The sequence below is a fragment of the Intrasporangium mesophilum genome (assembly GCF_054783095.1).
Map to the genome: position 1 here is coordinate 82,874 of NZ_BAAGRF010000001.1, position 16,359 is coordinate 99,232.

20 protein-coding genes are annotated in these 16,359 nt (G+C 68.6%); 8 read left to right on the forward strand and 12 right to left on the reverse strand.

The window, feature by feature from the left end; all coding sequences use genetic code 11:
- Nucleotides 1-52: 52 nt before the first annotated feature.
- The 3 genes from ACYVLP_RS00420 to ACYVLP_RS00430 all read right to left on the reverse strand — a co-directional run bounded on the left by ACYVLP_RS00420 (nucleotide 53) and on the right by ACYVLP_RS00430 (nucleotide 2,677).
- Nucleotides 53-754 (reverse strand): response regulator, encoded by a 702-nt coding sequence (locus ACYVLP_RS00420; protein ID WP_460625372.1) that lies wholly within the window; start codon nucleotides 752-754, stop codon nucleotides 53-55.
- Complete coding sequence (locus ACYVLP_RS00425; protein WP_460625373.1) at nucleotides 751-1,998, reverse strand: sensor histidine kinase; 1,248 nt, start codon at nucleotides 1,996-1,998, stop codon at nucleotides 751-753. The genes ACYVLP_RS00420 and ACYVLP_RS00425 overlap by 4 nt, the downstream gene beginning before the upstream one ends.
- A 157-nt stretch (nucleotides 1,999-2,155) precedes the next feature.
- Entirely contained in the window at nucleotides 2,156-2,677 is a 522-nt protein-coding gene (locus ACYVLP_RS00430; RefSeq protein WP_460625374.1) for a hypothetical protein, read from the reverse strand.
- A gap of 488 nt (nucleotides 2,678-3,165) precedes the next feature.
- Here ACYVLP_RS00430 and ACYVLP_RS00435 point away from each other — a divergent pair, with 488 nt between their 5' ends.
- A complete protein-coding gene (locus ACYVLP_RS00435; RefSeq protein ID WP_460625375.1) occupies nucleotides 3,166-3,714 on the forward strand; it encodes a dihydrofolate reductase family protein in 549 nt (182 codons plus the stop codon).
- A 172-nt stretch (nucleotides 3,715-3,886) separates the two neighbouring features.
- Here ACYVLP_RS00435 and ACYVLP_RS00440 read toward each other — a convergent pair whose 3' ends face one another.
- The 8 genes from ACYVLP_RS00440 to ACYVLP_RS00475 form a co-directional block, all read right to left on the reverse strand.
- Nucleotides 3,887-4,513 carry a PIN domain-containing protein gene (locus tag ACYVLP_RS00440; protein WP_460625376.1) on the reverse strand — a complete coding sequence of 209 codons (627 nt, stop codon included), beginning with the start codon at nucleotides 4,511-4,513 and terminating at the stop codon, nucleotides 3,887-3,889.
- The gene (locus ACYVLP_RS00445) at nucleotides 4,510-5,265 is read right to left on the reverse strand and encodes an ImmA/IrrE family metallo-endopeptidase (protein ID WP_460625433.1); all 756 of its coding nucleotides are present in this window, start codon (nucleotides 5,263-5,265) and stop codon (nucleotides 4,510-4,512) included. The genes ACYVLP_RS00440 and ACYVLP_RS00445 overlap by 4 nt, the downstream gene beginning before the upstream one ends.
- A 98-nt stretch (nucleotides 5,266-5,363) precedes the next feature.
- Nucleotides 5,364-5,702 (reverse strand): helix-turn-helix domain-containing protein, encoded by a 339-nt coding sequence (locus ACYVLP_RS00450; protein ID WP_460625377.1) that lies wholly within the window; start codon nucleotides 5,700-5,702, stop codon nucleotides 5,364-5,366.
- A gap of 170 nt (nucleotides 5,703-5,872) precedes the next feature.
- Nucleotides 5,873-6,256 (reverse strand): VOC family protein, encoded by a 384-nt coding sequence (locus ACYVLP_RS00455; RefSeq protein ID WP_460625378.1) that lies wholly within the window; start codon nucleotides 6,254-6,256, stop codon nucleotides 5,873-5,875.
- A 206-nt stretch (nucleotides 6,257-6,462) separates the two neighbouring features.
- Nucleotides 6,463-7,959 (reverse strand): PepSY-associated TM helix domain-containing protein, encoded by a 1,497-nt coding sequence (locus ACYVLP_RS00460; RefSeq protein ID WP_460625379.1) that lies wholly within the window; start codon nucleotides 7,957-7,959, stop codon nucleotides 6,463-6,465.
- Between the two features lie 169 nt (nucleotides 7,960-8,128).
- The gene (locus tag ACYVLP_RS00465) at nucleotides 8,129-8,875 is read right to left on the reverse strand and encodes a hypothetical protein (RefSeq protein ID WP_460625380.1); all 747 of its coding nucleotides are present in this window, start codon (nucleotides 8,873-8,875) and stop codon (nucleotides 8,129-8,131) included.
- Between the two features lie 63 nt (nucleotides 8,876-8,938).
- Nucleotides 8,939-9,352 (reverse strand): (R)-mandelonitrile lyase, encoded by a 414-nt coding sequence (locus ACYVLP_RS00470; RefSeq protein WP_460625381.1) that lies wholly within the window; start codon nucleotides 9,350-9,352, stop codon nucleotides 8,939-8,941.
- A 10-nt stretch (nucleotides 9,353-9,362) separates the two neighbouring features.
- The gene (locus ACYVLP_RS00475; RefSeq protein ID WP_460625382.1) at nucleotides 9,363-10,271 is read right to left on the reverse strand and encodes a helix-turn-helix transcriptional regulator; all 909 of its coding nucleotides are present in this window, start codon (nucleotides 10,269-10,271) and stop codon (nucleotides 9,363-9,365) included.
- Between the two features lie 174 nt (nucleotides 10,272-10,445).
- Between ACYVLP_RS00475 and ACYVLP_RS00480 the strand changes: the two genes are divergently transcribed.
- The 3 genes from ACYVLP_RS00480 to merB all read left to right on the forward strand — a co-directional run bounded on the left by ACYVLP_RS00480 (nucleotide 10,446) and on the right by merB (nucleotide 13,058).
- A complete protein-coding gene (locus ACYVLP_RS00480) occupies nucleotides 10,446-11,465 on the forward strand; it encodes a zinc-dependent alcohol dehydrogenase family protein (RefSeq protein WP_460625383.1) in 1,020 nt (339 codons plus the stop codon).
- A 182-nt stretch (nucleotides 11,466-11,647) separates the two neighbouring features.
- Complete coding sequence (locus ACYVLP_RS00485; RefSeq protein WP_460625384.1) at nucleotides 11,648-12,319, forward strand: alpha/beta hydrolase-fold protein; 672 nt, start codon at nucleotides 11,648-11,650, stop codon at nucleotides 12,317-12,319.
- Between the two features lie 76 nt (nucleotides 12,320-12,395).
- Nucleotides 12,396-13,058 (forward strand): organomercurial lyase, encoded by a 663-nt coding sequence (merB, locus tag ACYVLP_RS00490; RefSeq protein WP_460625385.1) that lies wholly within the window; start codon nucleotides 12,396-12,398, stop codon nucleotides 13,056-13,058.
- Between the two features lie 41 nt (nucleotides 13,059-13,099).
- Here merB and ACYVLP_RS00495 read toward each other — a convergent pair whose 3' ends face one another.
- Nucleotides 13,100-13,729: a TetR/AcrR family transcriptional regulator gene (locus ACYVLP_RS00495; protein ID WP_460625434.1), complete on the reverse strand. Its 630-nt coding sequence runs from the start codon at nucleotides 13,727-13,729 to the stop codon at nucleotides 13,100-13,102.
- A 142-nt stretch (nucleotides 13,730-13,871) separates the two neighbouring features.
- Here ACYVLP_RS00495 and ACYVLP_RS00500 point away from each other — a divergent pair, with 142 nt between their 5' ends.
- From ACYVLP_RS00500 to ACYVLP_RS00515, 4 genes are all read left to right on the forward strand, one after another.
- Nucleotides 13,872-14,789, forward strand: a complete 918-nt coding sequence (locus ACYVLP_RS00500; RefSeq protein ID WP_460625386.1) for an NADP-dependent oxidoreductase — start codon at nucleotides 13,872-13,874, stop codon at nucleotides 14,787-14,789.
- A 114-nt stretch (nucleotides 14,790-14,903) separates the two neighbouring features.
- Nucleotides 14,904-15,320 (forward strand): hypothetical protein, encoded by a 417-nt coding sequence (locus tag ACYVLP_RS00505; RefSeq protein ID WP_460625387.1) that lies wholly within the window; start codon nucleotides 14,904-14,906, stop codon nucleotides 15,318-15,320.
- A 233-nt stretch (nucleotides 15,321-15,553) separates the two neighbouring features.
- On the forward strand, nucleotides 15,554-15,757 hold the full coding sequence (locus ACYVLP_RS00510) for a hypothetical protein (protein WP_460625388.1): 204 nt from the start codon (nucleotides 15,554-15,556) through the stop codon (nucleotides 15,755-15,757).
- A 152-nt stretch (nucleotides 15,758-15,909) separates the two neighbouring features.
- Nucleotides 15,910-16,338: a nitroreductase/quinone reductase family protein gene (locus ACYVLP_RS00515; RefSeq protein WP_460625389.1), complete on the forward strand. Its 429-nt coding sequence runs from the start codon at nucleotides 15,910-15,912 to the stop codon at nucleotides 16,336-16,338.
- Nucleotides 16,339-16,359 lie beyond the last annotated feature (21 nt).

Below are 16,359 nucleotides of genomic sequence, written 5' to 3' on the forward strand. Positions count from 1 at the left end.
GCCCGGGAGTGGCCGTCGCCAAACCGACCTCACGCACCGACGGGGTCGGCCATCACATACGGAGATCGTGTTCATAGGCGTAGCGGACGGCCTGGCTGCGGTCTCGGACCCCGGTCTTGGCGAAAATGTGGTTGATGTGGGTCTTGACCGTGGCGTTGGACAGCACCAACGTGCGAGCGATCTCGGTGTTGGACAGCCCACGCGCGACGAGCTGGAGGACCTCGACCTCGCGGCTGGTCAAGCCGTCCGGCATCAGGCCGGGCCGGTCCGCGGCGGTGGGCGTGAGGGACTTCTCGTCAGCGACGACCGAGGCGACCAGGCGGCTTTGGACTGTGTGGTCGAGATGCGTGCGCCCTGCGGCAACGTCCACCAGGGCGCGCTGGATCTCCTCTGCCGTCGCGTCCTTGGTGAGATAGCCGGTCGCTCCAGCCCTCAGCGCGGGTAGGAGGTCAGCGTCCTCGACGTAAGTGGACAGCACGAGCACCTGGGTCTCCGGATGCTCGGTGCGGATCCGCTTGGTCGCCTGGATGCCGTCCATCACGGGCATGTGCAGGTCCATGAGAACTACGTCCGGGTGTAGGCGGGCCGTCTGCTCGACGGCCTGGGCACCGTCGGCCGCCGCGCCCACGACGTCGACGCCATCCAGCAGTTCGAGGATGAGGGCGAGCCCTTCGCGGACGACACGCTGGTCGTCCGCGACGAGCAACCGCAACTGCCGCGCGGACCGACCCTCCAGCGGGCCAGGGCTGCTCACGGATCCTCCTCCGAGTTCGGGACCGCCAGGACCACCCGCCAGCCGCCGTCGATCGGCCCGGCATCCATCGTCCCTCCGAGGCGCTCGACCCGCTCACGCATCCCGGCCAGGCCGTTGCCTCCGCCATGCCCTGCGGGCGCAACCAGGTCGAACGGCCCCGGCTCGCGGACGCGCCGGTCCGGGGATCGTGCCACCGTGTCGACCTGCACGTCGGTCCGGTCGGGCAGGTAGGTGAGCGACACGTCGGTCACAGCGCCGGGGGCGTGTCGGGCGGCGTTGGTCAGGGCCTCCTCGACACCGCGGTAGAGGGCGAGCGCCGGTTCGGGCGCCAGTACGTGCGGGGCGCCCCGGACGTGCAGGGTGACATCGAGGCGAAAGTCGCGTCGACAGTCCTCGACGAGCCGCTCGAGCTGGGCTAAGGACGATATGCCGGCCCCGCGCAGGGCCTGGACCGCCTGCTTGGCGTTGACCAGACCATCGGCTACCAGCCGGGCGGCTCGTGCGATGGCGTCGTCGAGCGGGGCGCTCACTCCCGCGTGCTCGGCGAGCAGGCGCGCGCCCTGCAGCTGCAGCGCCGCTCCCGAGAGCGCATGGGCGAGAACGTCATGGAGCTCGGCCGCGATCCTGCCCCGCTCGGCCACGACCGCTGCCCTGGCCTCGGCGTCCCTGGCGTCGGCCAGCTGGGCGAGCAGCACCTCGGTCCGAGCGTTGGCGTCACGCCCCTGCCGCAGCATGTAGGCGATCAGTCCCATCAGAGCGGTGAGCAGCACCGTCGCCACGACCGCCGCGGGGCTCCCCGACCGAGTGGCCGCGGCGGCACCTCCGGCGCCCGTCGCGACGGCGACCGCCACACCGGTGCTGGGCTGTAGTCGGGCGATCGCCATCCAGGCTGCCGCGCCTGCCGCGAGCCCGGTGACTCCGCGCGGCTGCAGCCAGGACAGAGCCACACCGCATACGGCCATCGTGACCACGACAGCGACCTGCACCCAGGCGGGCCGGGTCGGGAACCGGTTGCCGATCACCGCGGCCGTGGACGCGGCATACCCAGCGGTGAACAGCGTGACCGCGACGCCCGTGGCGCTCAGCCCCGGGGAGGGCTGCTGCGTGGCCGCGCCGACGACCACGACCGCGATCAGCGCCCACCCGAGCGGCCGCAACAGGTCTCGATCGTGGCGGAGCCGTGCCTCGGCACGCTGCTGGGCCTCGGCGACCCGCGCCGAGACGACTGCCTGGTCGGAGCTCATATTCCTGCCCTCCGCACGACCCGGCCTGACTCGTTCACCAGTCGTGTCACTTCATGGAACCTCGGCGGGGGCCCCAACCGCGAGACCCCAGACGAAACCTCTGGCGAGACCCCGGCAGAAACTCTGCACGGGGCCTCGCAGAGGCCGAGCGCCGCGGTCAGGCCGGCAGACCGGACACGGTCGCTCGCCGGGTCGAGGTGAGCCGGTGCCCGCGCAGGTGGACCACGACGATCCGGGCGGTCACCTCGCACAGGGCCATGGAGACCAGGGCCAGTGGCCAGGCAGCCGCATCGATGTGGTGGGCGATGCTGAAGCTGCGCACGGTCGGCTCAAACCCGTGCTGTAGCGCGAACACGAACACCATGCGTGCGCTGATCCCGGCCACGAGGAACGCCCCGGCGATCCAGCCGACTCGGGCCCATGCGGTCCCGTCGTCGTCGGCCCGGACGAACGTGGCGTACCCGGACAGCACGCCACAGGCGAGCCCTACAGCCGTGAGAGCACCGGCGATGGCGAGGTCGCCGCCGCCGGTCGGGATGGAGTGCACGTAGTACGTGGCGACGAACACGACGATCGCGAGCGGCGCGATCACGCTGCGGACGTCGAGCCGCCGTTCCCTGGCCTGGCGGAGCACGACGAGGACGAAGATGCCGTTGATGAGATAGTCGGTGAAAGTCATGCCTCCACGGTCGCCCGGGCGTGGTGTCGCTCGCATCGGCGCACGGGTCGAGTCAGGGTTGACTCTGGGTTGAGTCTGTCGGATTCGTTGAGTCAACCCCCAGTTCGACACAAACCCGGCTGGACGGTGGAGAGTCGATGGCAGGCGTCAGGGTCCGGGCGCCACACGTCGAAGATCCGAGGCACGTCGTCCTCGGTCTACGACAAGGATTGTGCCCTCCCGCATCGACTCCTCGACAAGCTCTCGCATCTGGTCCGAGTCGTCGCCCTCGAGGACCATGTGGTGGCGGGCGTGCGACGGGACGAGCTCGATGTCGGGTCGGCCTGGCTCCCGGTCGATGCATCCGACCCGCACGACGTCATCTCGATCAATGTTTCGGAAATCGAACAGTTGGCTGATGTCGATTCGGGAGGCCCTCGTTCGGCGTATCGGTGAGGGCGCCGAGAGCCGGCACCCACCCGGCACATCAATCAACAGGAGCAACGACCATGACCATCAAGTCCAGCCTCTTCATCTCGCTCGACGGCGTCATCGAGGCGCCCGAGACCTGGCACTTCCCCTACTTCAACGACGAGATGGGAGCCGCCGTGGGGGCCCTCATGAGTGAGTCCGAGGCCACCCTGCTCGGCCGACAGACCTACGAGGAGTTCGCGGCCTACTGGCCCAACGCCGACCCGAACGACCCGTTCACCGCGGTCATGAACGGCGCACGCAAGTACGTCGTGTCCACCACCATCGAGGAGGCCGGCTGGGAGAACTCCACCGTGGTCAGCGGGGATGTCAAGGCCGAGCTCGAGACGCTCAAGGAGCACACCTCGCTCGGGACGACCGGCAGCGCCACCCTGGTGCAGTGGCTGCTCGAGCAGGGTCTCGTCGATGAGCTGCACCTGCTCGTCCACCCGGTCGTGGTCGGCAAGGGCAAGAAACTCTTCGCCGACGGCGCCCAGGTGTCGCTCGAGCTCAAGTCGTCGACCCAGTTCTCGACTGGTGTCATGCACCTCGTCTACGCGCCGGCGCAGCCCGAGGCGCAGAACTGATCACGCAGGCGCAGCGGTCACTGAACGCCAGTAGCGATCGGCTCGCCGGGCTTATCGAAGACCAGGTTGTGCGGATTGCGATCGGCTCGCCGCCTCGCTTGGAAGCATCCACCTGCGTGACTGCAACCTGACGCATCCATCGCGACGATCCAGACCATACGAGGGCGCTAGCTCAACGCCTCCACAACTCAGGCGCCAGTAGACCCGTTTGGTCGATGGGGAGCAGCCCATCGTCCAGGCCACGCAGCTGTTCGTACACCCTCCGCAGCTCGCTCTTGTCCGTGATCAGCTTTTGCGTGACGGCACCCTGGAGCACCGTCACTGTCGTGACGACGGTAATGCGACCGACCCGCTTTCCCTGCTCGCGAAGCCGTTCCAGGCGTGCAGCCTCATAGGCAGCCATCGCGATGCCGCCCTGATCGTCGATCAGCACCATGACCGGACTCCCGGCCTCGGCGAGCACCGCCGCATGCGCGACGACCATTGTCTCCCCGAGGTCATTGCCCGAACGCATCCGCTGCTCCAGCGGTAACCCGCAGATCCGTGCAACAGCCCTCTCCAGATCCGGGGTCGCCTCATCAGAAAGGATGTCGACCCACGAACCCGCGACCTTGCGCCACACGGCCGCGGCCGGCTCGAACCGCGCGTCCCTGCGGGACTTGCGCAGAACCTCATCGGCGACGATCTGCGGCGCGCAAAGCTTCCCCATCGCTCCGAATAGCAGTCGCTCTTTGCGGATCGAAAGGAAGTTCAGACTCGGGCCCGCATCGATGATCGGACGCTGGTCGGCCCCACTCATCCGTCGGGCTCATCGCGTTCGCCCAGCAGCGCGTCGAGTTCGTCGAGATCCAGGCCGGCATCCGGCAGCTCGTCCACGCCCACGAAAGGAACCTCCAGCCGGCGCTGCACGATCCCTTCCGCCTCCAGCCTCGCCACCGCGTCAGCGACTGGGAGACCACGCACCCGCGCAACAGCCTCCGCAGACAGCACGCCGGCCTCATACGCCATGACCGCTCTCGCGAGAAGCCTCTGCGGAGCGCGAGCGCGCCGCGAAGCCGCGGACAAGGCCTCGTACTGGTCACCCCACCCGTACCTGGCCGCGAGGCCCGGGGTCGTGATCTTGCTCCACTGCGCGAATCGAGCAGGCGTGATCAGTTCGGCACCTTTCAACGCATGGCGCACGATGTTTGGTGACGCGAGGAACCACTGCACGATGTCTGAGAGCGTCTGAGTGTCCTCGACAAGCTGGCCTTTGGTGACCTCGTACAGACCTTCCTGCGGAACCAGCAGGTGTCGCGCGTGGGCTCGTGCCCTGGCCTCCGCCATGTCGAAGCCGCCGACGGCCGCGGATCCCGGCTCGCCCCAGTCTCGGAATATGACGTGCCCAAGTTCGTGGGCCAGACTGGCTCGCTGACGCATCGGGTTCTCGGTAGTAGCGACGCCGATGATCACGTGCCCGCGCTGCGGGTCGAAGACGCTGTACCCGTGCTCTTCGTTCGGAGCCGGCATGATGACGACGTCGTGGCCGAGCCGCTCAACGAGGGCGACCATGTCGCCGATCGGCGCGGATCCCAGTCCCAGATCGGCCCGGATCGCTCGAGCCGCTAGCAGCCCGTCAGCCTCTGGGTCGCCGGTCGGGGTCAGTGCACTCACTGTCCAATGGCCTGCTCGTCGAGATAATCCGCCAGCTCCAGGTAGCCGAGCAGACGCTCGTGCATTTCCGTCATGGCCGCGCCGCTATCACCCCGGGCCGCACATCGCGTCCTCTCCGCCACCGTCGAGGCCCCGGTGAGGCGCCCCATCGGTGCTCCGGTAGCTCTTGAGATCGCAATCAGCTCCGGCAGCGTCGCTGCGCGCTGCCCCTGGACGATCCGGGACACGGTGGCCTGCGAGATGCCCGTGGCGTTCTGGAGCTCCCGTTGGCTCATCCGAGCACGCTCAAGCGCAGCCTGGATGCGCTTGCCATAGCGCGTCTCATCGTTGTCCATGACCAACCCCGCCCATCTGAATCACTCTGGTCATCAGTGATTCACTGTAGCAGCCTGGCATGTCAGCACGGCAGGTTGCCGGGCCGGCGGCCGTGGCGAGCATCGGCCAGGTGCACCGTGCCGTCGGGCCTGCCCGGCTGACAGTTCGGCGGATCGTCCCTTGCGTGACTTCAGACCCAGCCGCCGTAGGGGACTGTGAGGATCTCCAAGCTGTGCCCGTTCGGGTCGTTCCAGTACAGGCCGCGTCCGCCGTCATCGTGGTTGATCTCACCCGGCCGGCGGTGGAACGGGTCCGCCCACCATGGCAACCCGCGCTCCCGGATGCGGGCATGGATCTGGTCGAACTCCTCCTCGGAGACGAGGAACGCGTAGTGCTGTGGGTGGGGTTCGCCGTGGTCGTCGGCGATGTCGAGGGAGACATCGTTGCTGACCTGCACCACTGCGAACGGCCCGAATGTCGTCGGTTCGGGCAGGCCGAGGATGTCGACCAGATGCCGGGCGGTCTCCTGCTTGTCATGGGCCCGCACGATCGTGTGGTTCAGCTGGACGGCCATGGAGCTTCTCCTCCGAACGAGAGTGCGCCATCCATCGTCGCACTGTGGGGTAGTCGCGAACGGTCGCCACGACGATCTCCTGGACGATGTGGCCCCAACCGAACAGAATGTCGAGCCGACAAGGCCGCTGCGCCGGCGCGGCCGGGGCCACACGTCAAAGCCGTCAGGGCGCAGGCGCAGCGGTCTTCATCGGCGGGACACTCCCCTCACTTTGCGCCGACGAACGTCATCAGTCGTTCGCTGCGGCGGACGACGAATTGGTCGATGAGGAGCACGATCAGCAGCGAGACACCGAAGACGGGCAGGAAGATCCCGAGCGCGACGATCGCGACGGCCAGCGGCGGGGAGGCCTTGAGCGGCATACGTCCTCGGGGTGCCCCGATCTGGCTGGTGGCGCGGGGGCGGCGGCGCCACCACATGAGCGGGCCGGTGATGCAGGACACGATGACGCCGAGGCAGAACGCCGTGGTCAGCCACAGGTTGAAGGTGCCGAAGCGGCGGCCCTCGTGAAGCGCGATCCCCTGGGAGACGACCTTGGCGAGGGCCGGGTACTGGTCGTAGCCGTAGGTGCTCACGCCCTGCCCGCCGTATTGGTCGATGTGGACGGTCTGCTCGCGGGAGGGGTCGTCGAACGCGTACCCGATGACGGAGTAGACGCCGGCCTGGTCGCTGGGCAGGGCGACGGTGAAGGGGTGCGCAAGCCCGGCGCGATGGGCGACCTCGACGGCCGTGTCGACGCTGGCGGTGCTGACCTGCTCACTCGGGCTGGCGCTCGGTGGGGTCGAAGAGGGCACGCCGCTCTTCTCCTGCGCCCAGGGGATGGCGTGGTGGCTGTGCGGCAGGGACTCATCCAGGGTCGAGGTGGGGTTCGACAGGGCACCCGGGTCCTCGCCCCAGAGTGAGGTGCCACTGTTGGTGGCGAGCTTCTGGACCTGCTCTCCCCAGATCCCGGTCCAGGGCAGCCCGGACACGACGAGCAGGAGCATGCCGCCGCCGATGACCGCGCCCACGCGCGCGTGGGTGGTCCGCAGGCTCGCTTGCGGGGTGCCGCTGGCACGTTGCCGGCGGCGGGCCTTCAGGCCCCGGAAGTAGAGGTAGTAGCCGGTGATGGCCATGACGATGGCCCAGCAGACGCCGAGCTCCATGATCGTGTCCCCGACCCGACCGGCCATCAGGTCGGCGTGGATCCGGACGGCTGTGCCACTGATCGTGCTGTCCGGGTCGAGCGAGCCGAGCACCTCGGTCGTGTACGGGTCGACGAACACGTCGCGCGTCTCACCTGCCGTGGTTTCGACGGTGAATCTTGTTGTGGCATCAGGTGATCCGGGTTCGGTCACTGAGATGACGGTGGCATCCGCGTAGGCCTTGGTGACCTGTTCGAGCTGCGTCTCGTATGGCTGGGTGAGCTGGCCCTGCGCGTGGTCGACCCGCATCAGGTCGGCGTGCAGGAACGGCTCGATCTGGAACCGGAACAGGTAGATCAGCCCGGTCACCGCGAGCACGAACAGCACCGGTATGACGATGGCTGCGGCGTAGAAGTGCCACCGCCAGAACGCGCGAAACAGCCCGCCGACCGGTCGAGCGGCTGGTCGCGTGGCTGGTTGCGTCGGCGACTGATCTCTGGGCGGCTGCTCGACGAGGGCAGGCTGCGTGCCGGTACTGGGTGCGGGTTGGGGTCGCGACGGGTCGTCGACAACGGACATGATGAAGCTCCTGGAATGCGTAGGCGGAAGGAACGGCCGCAGGACCGGCGAGCGCGTGAAGTCGCCGGGCGGCCGTGAGCCGTGGGCCAGCGAGGAGCTGCCACGGCCGGATCGGTGCGCCCGCAACGGCGGGCACACCCCATCAACACCGCACGAAGGTGCGGCGGGCTTATCCCAGGAGCGGGAGGGGCGGTCCTCGGCGGACCAGGCTCGGTCGGGTCCAGACGTCGCGGCCGGGGTGCAGCGAGGGCAGCGCCATGATCGGCGCGTCGGCGACCTCGAGCGGCATCGCGCACGCAGCCGCGATGGCGCGCAGACCGCGGGCGAGGTGGTGCAGAAGCACGGCGAGGGGTCGAGTCGTCGCAGCGTCGAGGAGCCTCCGGGTGACCTGCCAGGACCGCTCAGTGGACGTGAACGCCCACGCCAGCAGGGTCGCCGCAACCAGGTGCGCGGTCAGCATCGGCGCCGAAGGCACCAGGGTCAGCAGGCCCGAGTCCATGCCCGAGTCCATGCCCGAGTCCATGCCCGAGTCCATGCGCGTGTGCATGCCGGCCATCAGCGCCTCGGCGTTCGCCCGGATCGTTGCGCCGGGGTGTTGCGCGTGGTGATGGCTGTGGCCGAGGTCCCGGACCGGTGGTGTCGCGGCCACTCGACCCCAGGAGGCGACGACGTTGCCCGCGTGGGCGACGCCCTGAAGACCGGTCAGCAAGACCGCCGCGCACGGGAGGCTCGTGGCCTGGTGTGCGACGGGCAGGGCCAGGCCGGTCAGGAGCCCGAGCATCACGACCAGTGACCCGCCCGTGGCCGTATGGCCGCCTGCGAGGGCGTGCGCGATGGTCGAGCACGCTGCGGCGGTGAAGGCCAGTACCGCAGCGCGCGCGATGCGCGTCGTCGGCTCCTCGCGGCGCTGGCTCACGGCCCCACAGGGTAGCGGCCGGCATACGGTGGGCCCGTCGAGCCGGGGTGCGGCTTTGGGGTGTCAGTCGGCCGGGGAGGGTGCGGCGGCATACTCCTCGTCGGTGACGGGCGTGAGCCAGTGCACGACGTCGTGGTCGGCGTCGCCCTCGTTGATGGCGATGTGCACCATGAGCCGGTTGGGCGCGGCACCGTGCCAGTGCTCCTCGTCGGCCTCGAACAGGACGCGGTCGCCGGGGCGGATGACCTGGACTGGGCCACCGCGACGCTGACACAGGCCGACGCCCTCGGTGACGAACACTGTCTGGCCCAGCGGGTGGCGGTGCCAGTGGGTGCGGGCACCCGGCATGAAGTGCACCAGGTTGGAGGTGACGCGCGAGGGGGCTGGGGCGGCGGCGACCTGGTCCAGGTACACGTCGCCGGTGAACCAGTCGCTCGGGCCCTTGACGGTGTCGATGGAACTGCGGGTGATCTGCATGGATTTCCTTCTAGCTGTTCGGGATCGAGGTGCTGGTCGAGGCATTCGAGGTCGTCGGCGAGGGAGGGGTCGAGGCCGCCCAGGAGGCGAGCAGCTGGAGGCGCTCGGCAGAGGGTGAGCCGGGTTCGGCGGTGTAGACCAGGAGAACGAGGCCGGGCTCGGCGGTGATGGCCAGCTCCTCGTAGGCGAGGGTCAGCTCGCCGACGACGGGGTGGTTGAACCGCTTGGTGCCGCTGCCGTGGGTGCGCACGTTGTGTGCGCTCCACAGCCGCCGGAATACCTCGCTGCGGGTCGAGAGCTCGCCGACGAGGTCCTGCAGCCCGCGGTCGTGCGGGTCGCGGCCCGCCTCGGCGCGCATGATGCCGACGCACATCTCGGCGAACAGGTCCCAGTCGGGGTAGAAGTCACGCGATGCGGGGTCCAGGAACTGGAACCGGGCAAGGTTCGGCAGGCGCCCGCCCTCGCCGATGACGGGCGAGTAGAACGCGCGGGCAAGGAGGTTGGTGGCGAGCAGGTTCTGGTGCGGGTCGCGGACGAACGCGACGCCGTCGCGGATCGACTCCAGCGCCCACTGCAGGCTGGGCCGCGAGGCCGGCTTGCCGGCGGCGCGCCGGCGCGGCCGCCCCGAGGTGGGTATGCCGTCCGCGGCGCGGGCGAGATCGAGCAGGTGGGCGCGTTCGGTGTCATCGAGCTGCAGGGCGCGGGCGAGCGCGTCGAGCACGCCTGTCGACGCGCCGGCGATCTGCCCGCGTTCGAGCCGCGCGTAGTACTCGACGCTGAGCCCGGCGATGGTCGCGACCTCGCTCCGGCGCAGGCCGGGAACGCGTCGGCCGCGCCCGGCGGGCAGACCGACCTGCTCGGGGGTGATGCGGGCGCGGCGAGTCATGAGGAACTCGCGCACCTCTTGGCGGTTGTCCACGTCTTCGAGACTAGGCCGCCCCGCGGTGGCGTCCGAGCCGTCAGGGGTGCCCTGTCAGTACGTCCCTCGACAGGGACTCCCCCGAGCCGCGGTCCGCGGGTTCACTCGAGGGGTGGGCCTGTTGCGCCCGGCGGGCCTGGGCCCGCGTTCGTAGCGATCGAAGGAGCACACGCGATGCGTGGAGTTGTCATGTACGGACCCGGCGACGTGCGGGTGGAGGACCGCGAGGACCCGAAGATCATCGAGCCGACCGACGCGATCATCCGCCTGTCGGCCACGTGCATCTGCGGCAGCGACCTGTGGCCCTACCGGGGGGCCGAACCGGTCGACCACCAGGTGATGGGGCACGAGTACGTCGGTGTCGTCGAGGAGATCGGCTCCGAGGTGCGCACCGTCAAGGTCGGCGACTTCGTCGTCGGGTCGTTCTGGGCCTCGGACAACACCTGCGAGATCTGCCGGGCTGGATACCAGGCGTACTGCGTGCACCGTGTCCTCATGGGCACGCTCGGCACGCAGTCAGAGCTGGCCCGCATCCCGCTGGCTGACGGAACGCTGGTCGCGACGCCCGGCCTGCCCGACGCCGACCTCATCCCGTCGCTCATGGCGGCTTCCGACGTGCTCGGCACCGGGTGGTTCGCGGCGGTCGCGGCCCAGGTCGGACCCGGCAAGACGGTGGCCGTCGTCGGTGACGGGGCCGTTGGGCTGCTCGGCGTCCTGGCCGCGCGCGAGCTCGGCGCGGAGCGGGTCATCGCGTTCAGCCGGCATACCGACCGGCAGGCGCTCGCGCGCGAGTTCGGCGCCACCGACATCGTGGAGGAGCGCGGCGAGGCCGGTGTGGCGCGCGTCAAGGAGCTGACGGGCGGGCTCGGCGCGCACTCGGTCATCGAGGCCGTCGGCACTCAGGAGGCGATGATGCAGGCCATCCAGTCGACGCGCCCCGGTGGCCATGTCGGGTTCGTCGGCGTCTCACACGATGTGGCGATCCCCGGCGATGAGCTGTTCATGGCCGGAGTCCACCTCCACGGCGGTCCGGCACCCGTGCGCCAGTACCTACCGCACCTGATCGAGCTGATCTGGGACCGGAAGATCAACCCTGGCAAGGTCTTCGACCTGACTCTGCCGCTCGAGGACGCCGCCACCGGCTACACGGCCATGGACGAGCGCACCGCCACCAAAGTGTTGCTGACGCTGTGAGCGCAGGTCTGAGGTTGTCGGCGGACCCGGCGCGAGGAGGCGAGTGACTCGTGGGGCTGCAGGCCAGGAAGATCCGAAGAACCGGACTCCACGCCTGAGCCTGACCGCCTTGGTGCGCGCTCAAGCGTGAGCGATGCGACGATGCGGGTGGCCGAGGACTCGCGGATCGGGGTGGTGAGGGCATGGATGGTCATGACGAGGTCAGCTCACCTCTGGGCGAGTTCGTCACCGAGCATTTCGCGTACGACGATGGACGTGACGTGACGGTGTATGTCCCGCCACACCAGCCCGAGGCGATCGTGTTCGCCGGTAACGGTCAGGCCACCTCGCGCTGGGGCGCGGCCCTGGAGACACTCGACCTGCCGTCCACGATGGTCGTCGGAGTGCACAGCTCGAGCGATGAGCAGGTGCGGCTCCACGAGTACTCGCCAGGTTTCGACCCGGAACGGTTCGTTGCCCACGAGAGATTCGTCCTCGACGACGTCCGAGGTTGGGTCTGGGCGAGGTTTGGCCTCAAGCTGCCTGTTGCACGCACGGCGGCGCTCGGCGTCTCGGCGGGTGGAGAGCTGGCGCTCGCCCTGGGCTTGCGACATGGTGAGGTCTTTGGCGCCGTGTTCTGCTCGTCGGTGGGCGCGGGTTACCGCCCGCCTGAGCGGATGCCGGTGCCGCTTCCGCGTGCCTACTTGGTTGCCGGAACGCAGGAGCCGTTCTTTCTCGACAACACGACACGGTGGGCAAGGGCCCTGCGCGACGCGGGCGGTGACGTCGTCATGCAAGAGCGAACCGGCCAGCACGGCGACGCTTTCGCACAGCAGGAGTTCCCGCTGATGGTGGCCTGGGCGTTCACCGGGTGAGGCGACCCAAAAGTCTGCTTCTGCCGCGATCCGAGCGGTCCTGCCGATGACCGGTCGGTCCCATACCCTTCGTTGGGTGGACTCCGAAGACCTGCGTATAGCCGTGTACGACCGGTTCCGGCATGGTGAGATCCCGACGGTGGCAGTCCTAGCCGGCACCCTGCGGCTGACGGCGGAGGAGGTCAGGGCGGGCCTGCGCACGCTGGCCGACCGACGACATCTGGCGCTCGGTGCGGATGGCGAGATCACCATGGCTCATCCGTTCACGGCAGTCCCGCTGGGGTTCTCGGTGATGGGCCGAGACACCCTGTGGTGGGGTGGTTGCGCATGGGACTCCTTCGCGCTTCCCCACCTGCTGCCCGAGCAGAGTCCCGTTCTGGTGGCAACAGCCTGTCCCGCCTGCGACACACCGCACGCCTGGCACGTCGACAACCAGGGGCCGCCGCCCGGGGACCAGGTCGCACATTTCCTGGTCCCGACCAGCCACATGTGGGACGACGTCGTGCACACGTGCGGGAACCAGCGAATCTTCTGCTCCGAGCACTGCGTGACCACCTGGCTGGACCGGACCGGACAACAGCGTGGCTACGTCATGGACCTGCCGACGCTCTGGCGACTCGCCTCCGGCTGGTATGCCGGACGACTTGAACGCGGCTACGTCAGGCGTGAACCGAGTGCCGCTTCCGACTACCTCCGGAGCGTCGGGCTCTCCGGTTCATTCTGGGGACTCGCAGACTGAGCGGCGCGCTGCCTGGATGTACGCGGCTTGCTGTGCCCGCGTCAGAGAGCGATCACGGGCCACAACACGGCGACGACATTCTCCGGGATCTCCTCCTTGGGGTCGCCTCGGTAGAACGCGCCGAAGTAGCTGCCGAAGCACATGGTGGCGATGGTGTGCTTGTCGATGTTGTCGGACACGGCCCCGTCGGCTTGGAGCTTCGACAGCACGTTCTCGACGAGCGCGACCCGAGGTTCGACTGCGTGCCTGCGCAGCATCTCGAGTAGCTCCGGTGTGTGGATCACTTCGCCGGCGAAGTTGCCCATCAGCACCATGGCGTCAGGGTTGAAATAGGCCGGATCCAGGCGGCGGACCGCCTCGACGAGAGCCTCCCGTGGCTCCAAGCGGCTCAGGTCGATGTCGTAGAGGTCGCGCTGCTTCCGGAAGCCGTAGTCCAGGGCGTCGGCCACGAGCTCGAGCTTGTTGTTCCAACGTCGGTAGAGGGTGGGGCGACTGACACCGGCGTCGGCGGCGATGTCGCCAAGCGTCATGCGCGAATAGCCGTCCCGGACGAGGCGGGCGCGGGTGGCCAGAATGATCGCGTCATCGAGAGCAGGGTCGCGCGGACGCCCGCCGGCACGCGAGCCGGCCGTGTCGGAAGGCCTCTTCGGCGTTGCCTGCGCTCGGGGCATCTCCACCTCGCATCGGTATGGTGCGTCCCATCCTAACCAGTTCCGTTACAGACCCTTGATGTAACCCATTTGGTTACGTAGAGTGTTCGTAACGGAACCAGCCCGGTCAGGTCGCGGCTGGTGCAGAAGGAAGGTGTCGCAGATGAAGGCGATCGTGGTGACCGACCAGGCCGCAGGAACCGCCGGGATGAAGCTGGTGGAGCGGCCCGAGCCGCCGGCAGCCATCAATGACGTCATTGTCCAGGTGCACGCGTCGGGATGGGTCTCGACGGAGCTCGCGTGGCCTTCGACGTGGACCGATCGCGCCGGCCACGACCGGACCCCATCGATCCCCGGCCACGAGCTGGCGGGCACGGTCACCGCACTGGGCTATGGCACGACGGGGGTGTCGGTGGGACAGCGCGTGATCGGCCTCGCGGACTGGCATCGCGATGGCACCCTCGCGGAGTACGTCGCGATCGAAGCTCGCAACCTCGCGCCCTTGCCGGACGATGTCGAGTTCACGGTCGGCGCTTCCCTGCCGATCTCCGGGCTGACGGCGTGGCAGGGACTGTTCATCCACGGCCGGCTCCAGGCGGGGCAGCGCGTCCTCGTACATGGCGCGGTCGGTGCAGTCGGAGCGATGGTTACCCAGCTCGCGGCCGAGTCCGGAGCCGATGTCATCGGCACCGGGCGCTCCGCTGACAGGGAACGGGCGCTCGATCTCGGGGCGCGGGAGTTCGTCGACCTCGACAACGACACCTTGCGAGACGTCGGCCACGTCGATCTGGTGTTCGACGTCATCGGCGGCGACATCCAGAAGACCTCCGCGGCTCTGCTCAAGGCCGGAGGCACCCTGGTCTCCGTTGTAGGCCCGGTCGAAGAACAACCGACGAACGGCCGCGCGGTCGACTTCGTCGTCGAGGCCGACCGCAACCAGCTGAATGAGCTCGTCGAGCGGGTGCGTGACGGACGGCTGCGCGCGAACATCGGAACCATTGCGCCCCTCGAGGAAGCCGTCGCCACCTTCAACTCCAGCCACCGACCCAAGGGAAAGACGATCATCAAGGTGCGCCCCTGAGAAGCTGTCTGGCCGAGGGAGCCTGCCGCTGAGGAATCGACGCTCTGCGGTGGCTGCGTCAACGTGGCGGCGTGTACGCTGTGTACACAGGCTGAATCCTAGGGAGCAACGCCGATGACTACCTCAACCGTCAACTATCGCAGCGCTCGTGAGGCGCGGGACCACTTCAAGGATCTCCTCGACGCCGCTGACGAGGGGCGCCCAGCGACCGTCACGCGCGACACGCGACGGGTGGCGGCAGTCGACGCCGACCGACTGGTGCACTTCCTGACCCGTTTGCGCCCCTCCGGCGCCCAGGCTATGCCGGACGGCGACGGCTGGAGCATCGTCCTGCCCGGAGTGCCGGTCGCCGCGGACGCAGCCACCATCGAGGAGGCCGTGGACGAGATGATCGACGCGCTGCGTGGCTACGCCGAGGCGTGGACGGAGCGGCTGCGTCTCGCCCCGAACCACGAGGACAACTGGGGTCTGGTGCAGATCGTCACGTTGGCTTCCGACGAGCAACTTCGCAACTGGCTGCTGGCCGTCTGACCGGCTTGTCCGAGAAGCGGCCTCCGGCCACCCGCAGCGACCATGAGAACTTCTGCACCACGGAGGGGTGGGTCGAGCGCAAGCGTGCCAACGGAAAGCGCAGATCACACCACGTCAACTATGAGTTGCCGCTGCCGGATGGACGGATCCTGTACACGCGGATAAGTCATCCAGTCGACCGGAGCACCTATGGGCCGGGCATCTTTGGACACATCCTGCGTGACCAGTTGCAGGTGAGCACTGAGGAGTTCTGGGACTGCGTCAACGACCAGGTGCTGCCGGACCGGGGACAGATGCAACAGCTCACAGAGGCGATCCCGCTGGGCGTGGTCCGGATCCTCACCCAGGAAGCGCACATCCCGGAGTCCGTGGTGCGAACGATGACCAAGGCCGAAGCCGTCGCCAGGGTCGCCGAGTTCTACACGACCGGCAAGTGATCCGCCGACCTCGGCTCTGCGTCAATCCAGGCGGAACCGAAGCCGGTCGGGACGGTCGCGCCGGGGCCCGTCACGGAGCTGACCGCGTCCAGCCGTGGTTGACTCGTCGTTGAAACCCTCCACGGCGAAAGAGAAAGGCTGACATGGCCTCGATGGCACAGCGATTCTGGAAGGCCGGTAACGCGGCGGCCGTGTGGATGTACCGGCGTACCGGCGGCAGAGTCGGCGGTAGGGCGAGGGGCGGCAGCCGCGTGCTCCTGCTCACCGTGGCCGGACGCAAGTCCGGGATGCCGCACACGGTGCCCGTGTCGTACGTCGAGCGCGACGGCGCCTACTTCCTCGCGGCGACCGCCGGGGGCCAGCCGAAAGAGCCGCAGTGGGTCCGCAACCTCCGTGCCGCCTCGACCGCGACCATCGAGGTTGGCCGCGAGACAAGGACGATGTCGGTCGAGGTGCTGCGCGGAGCCGAGTCCGACGCGGCGTGGAAGGACGTCATCGTCGCGGCATACCCCTCCTTTGCGCCTTACGAGGCGAAGGCAGGCCGCAAGATCGCGATCGCGCGGCTGACCCCGACGGCGTGAGTCGGCCGGCCTAGCCGGTCT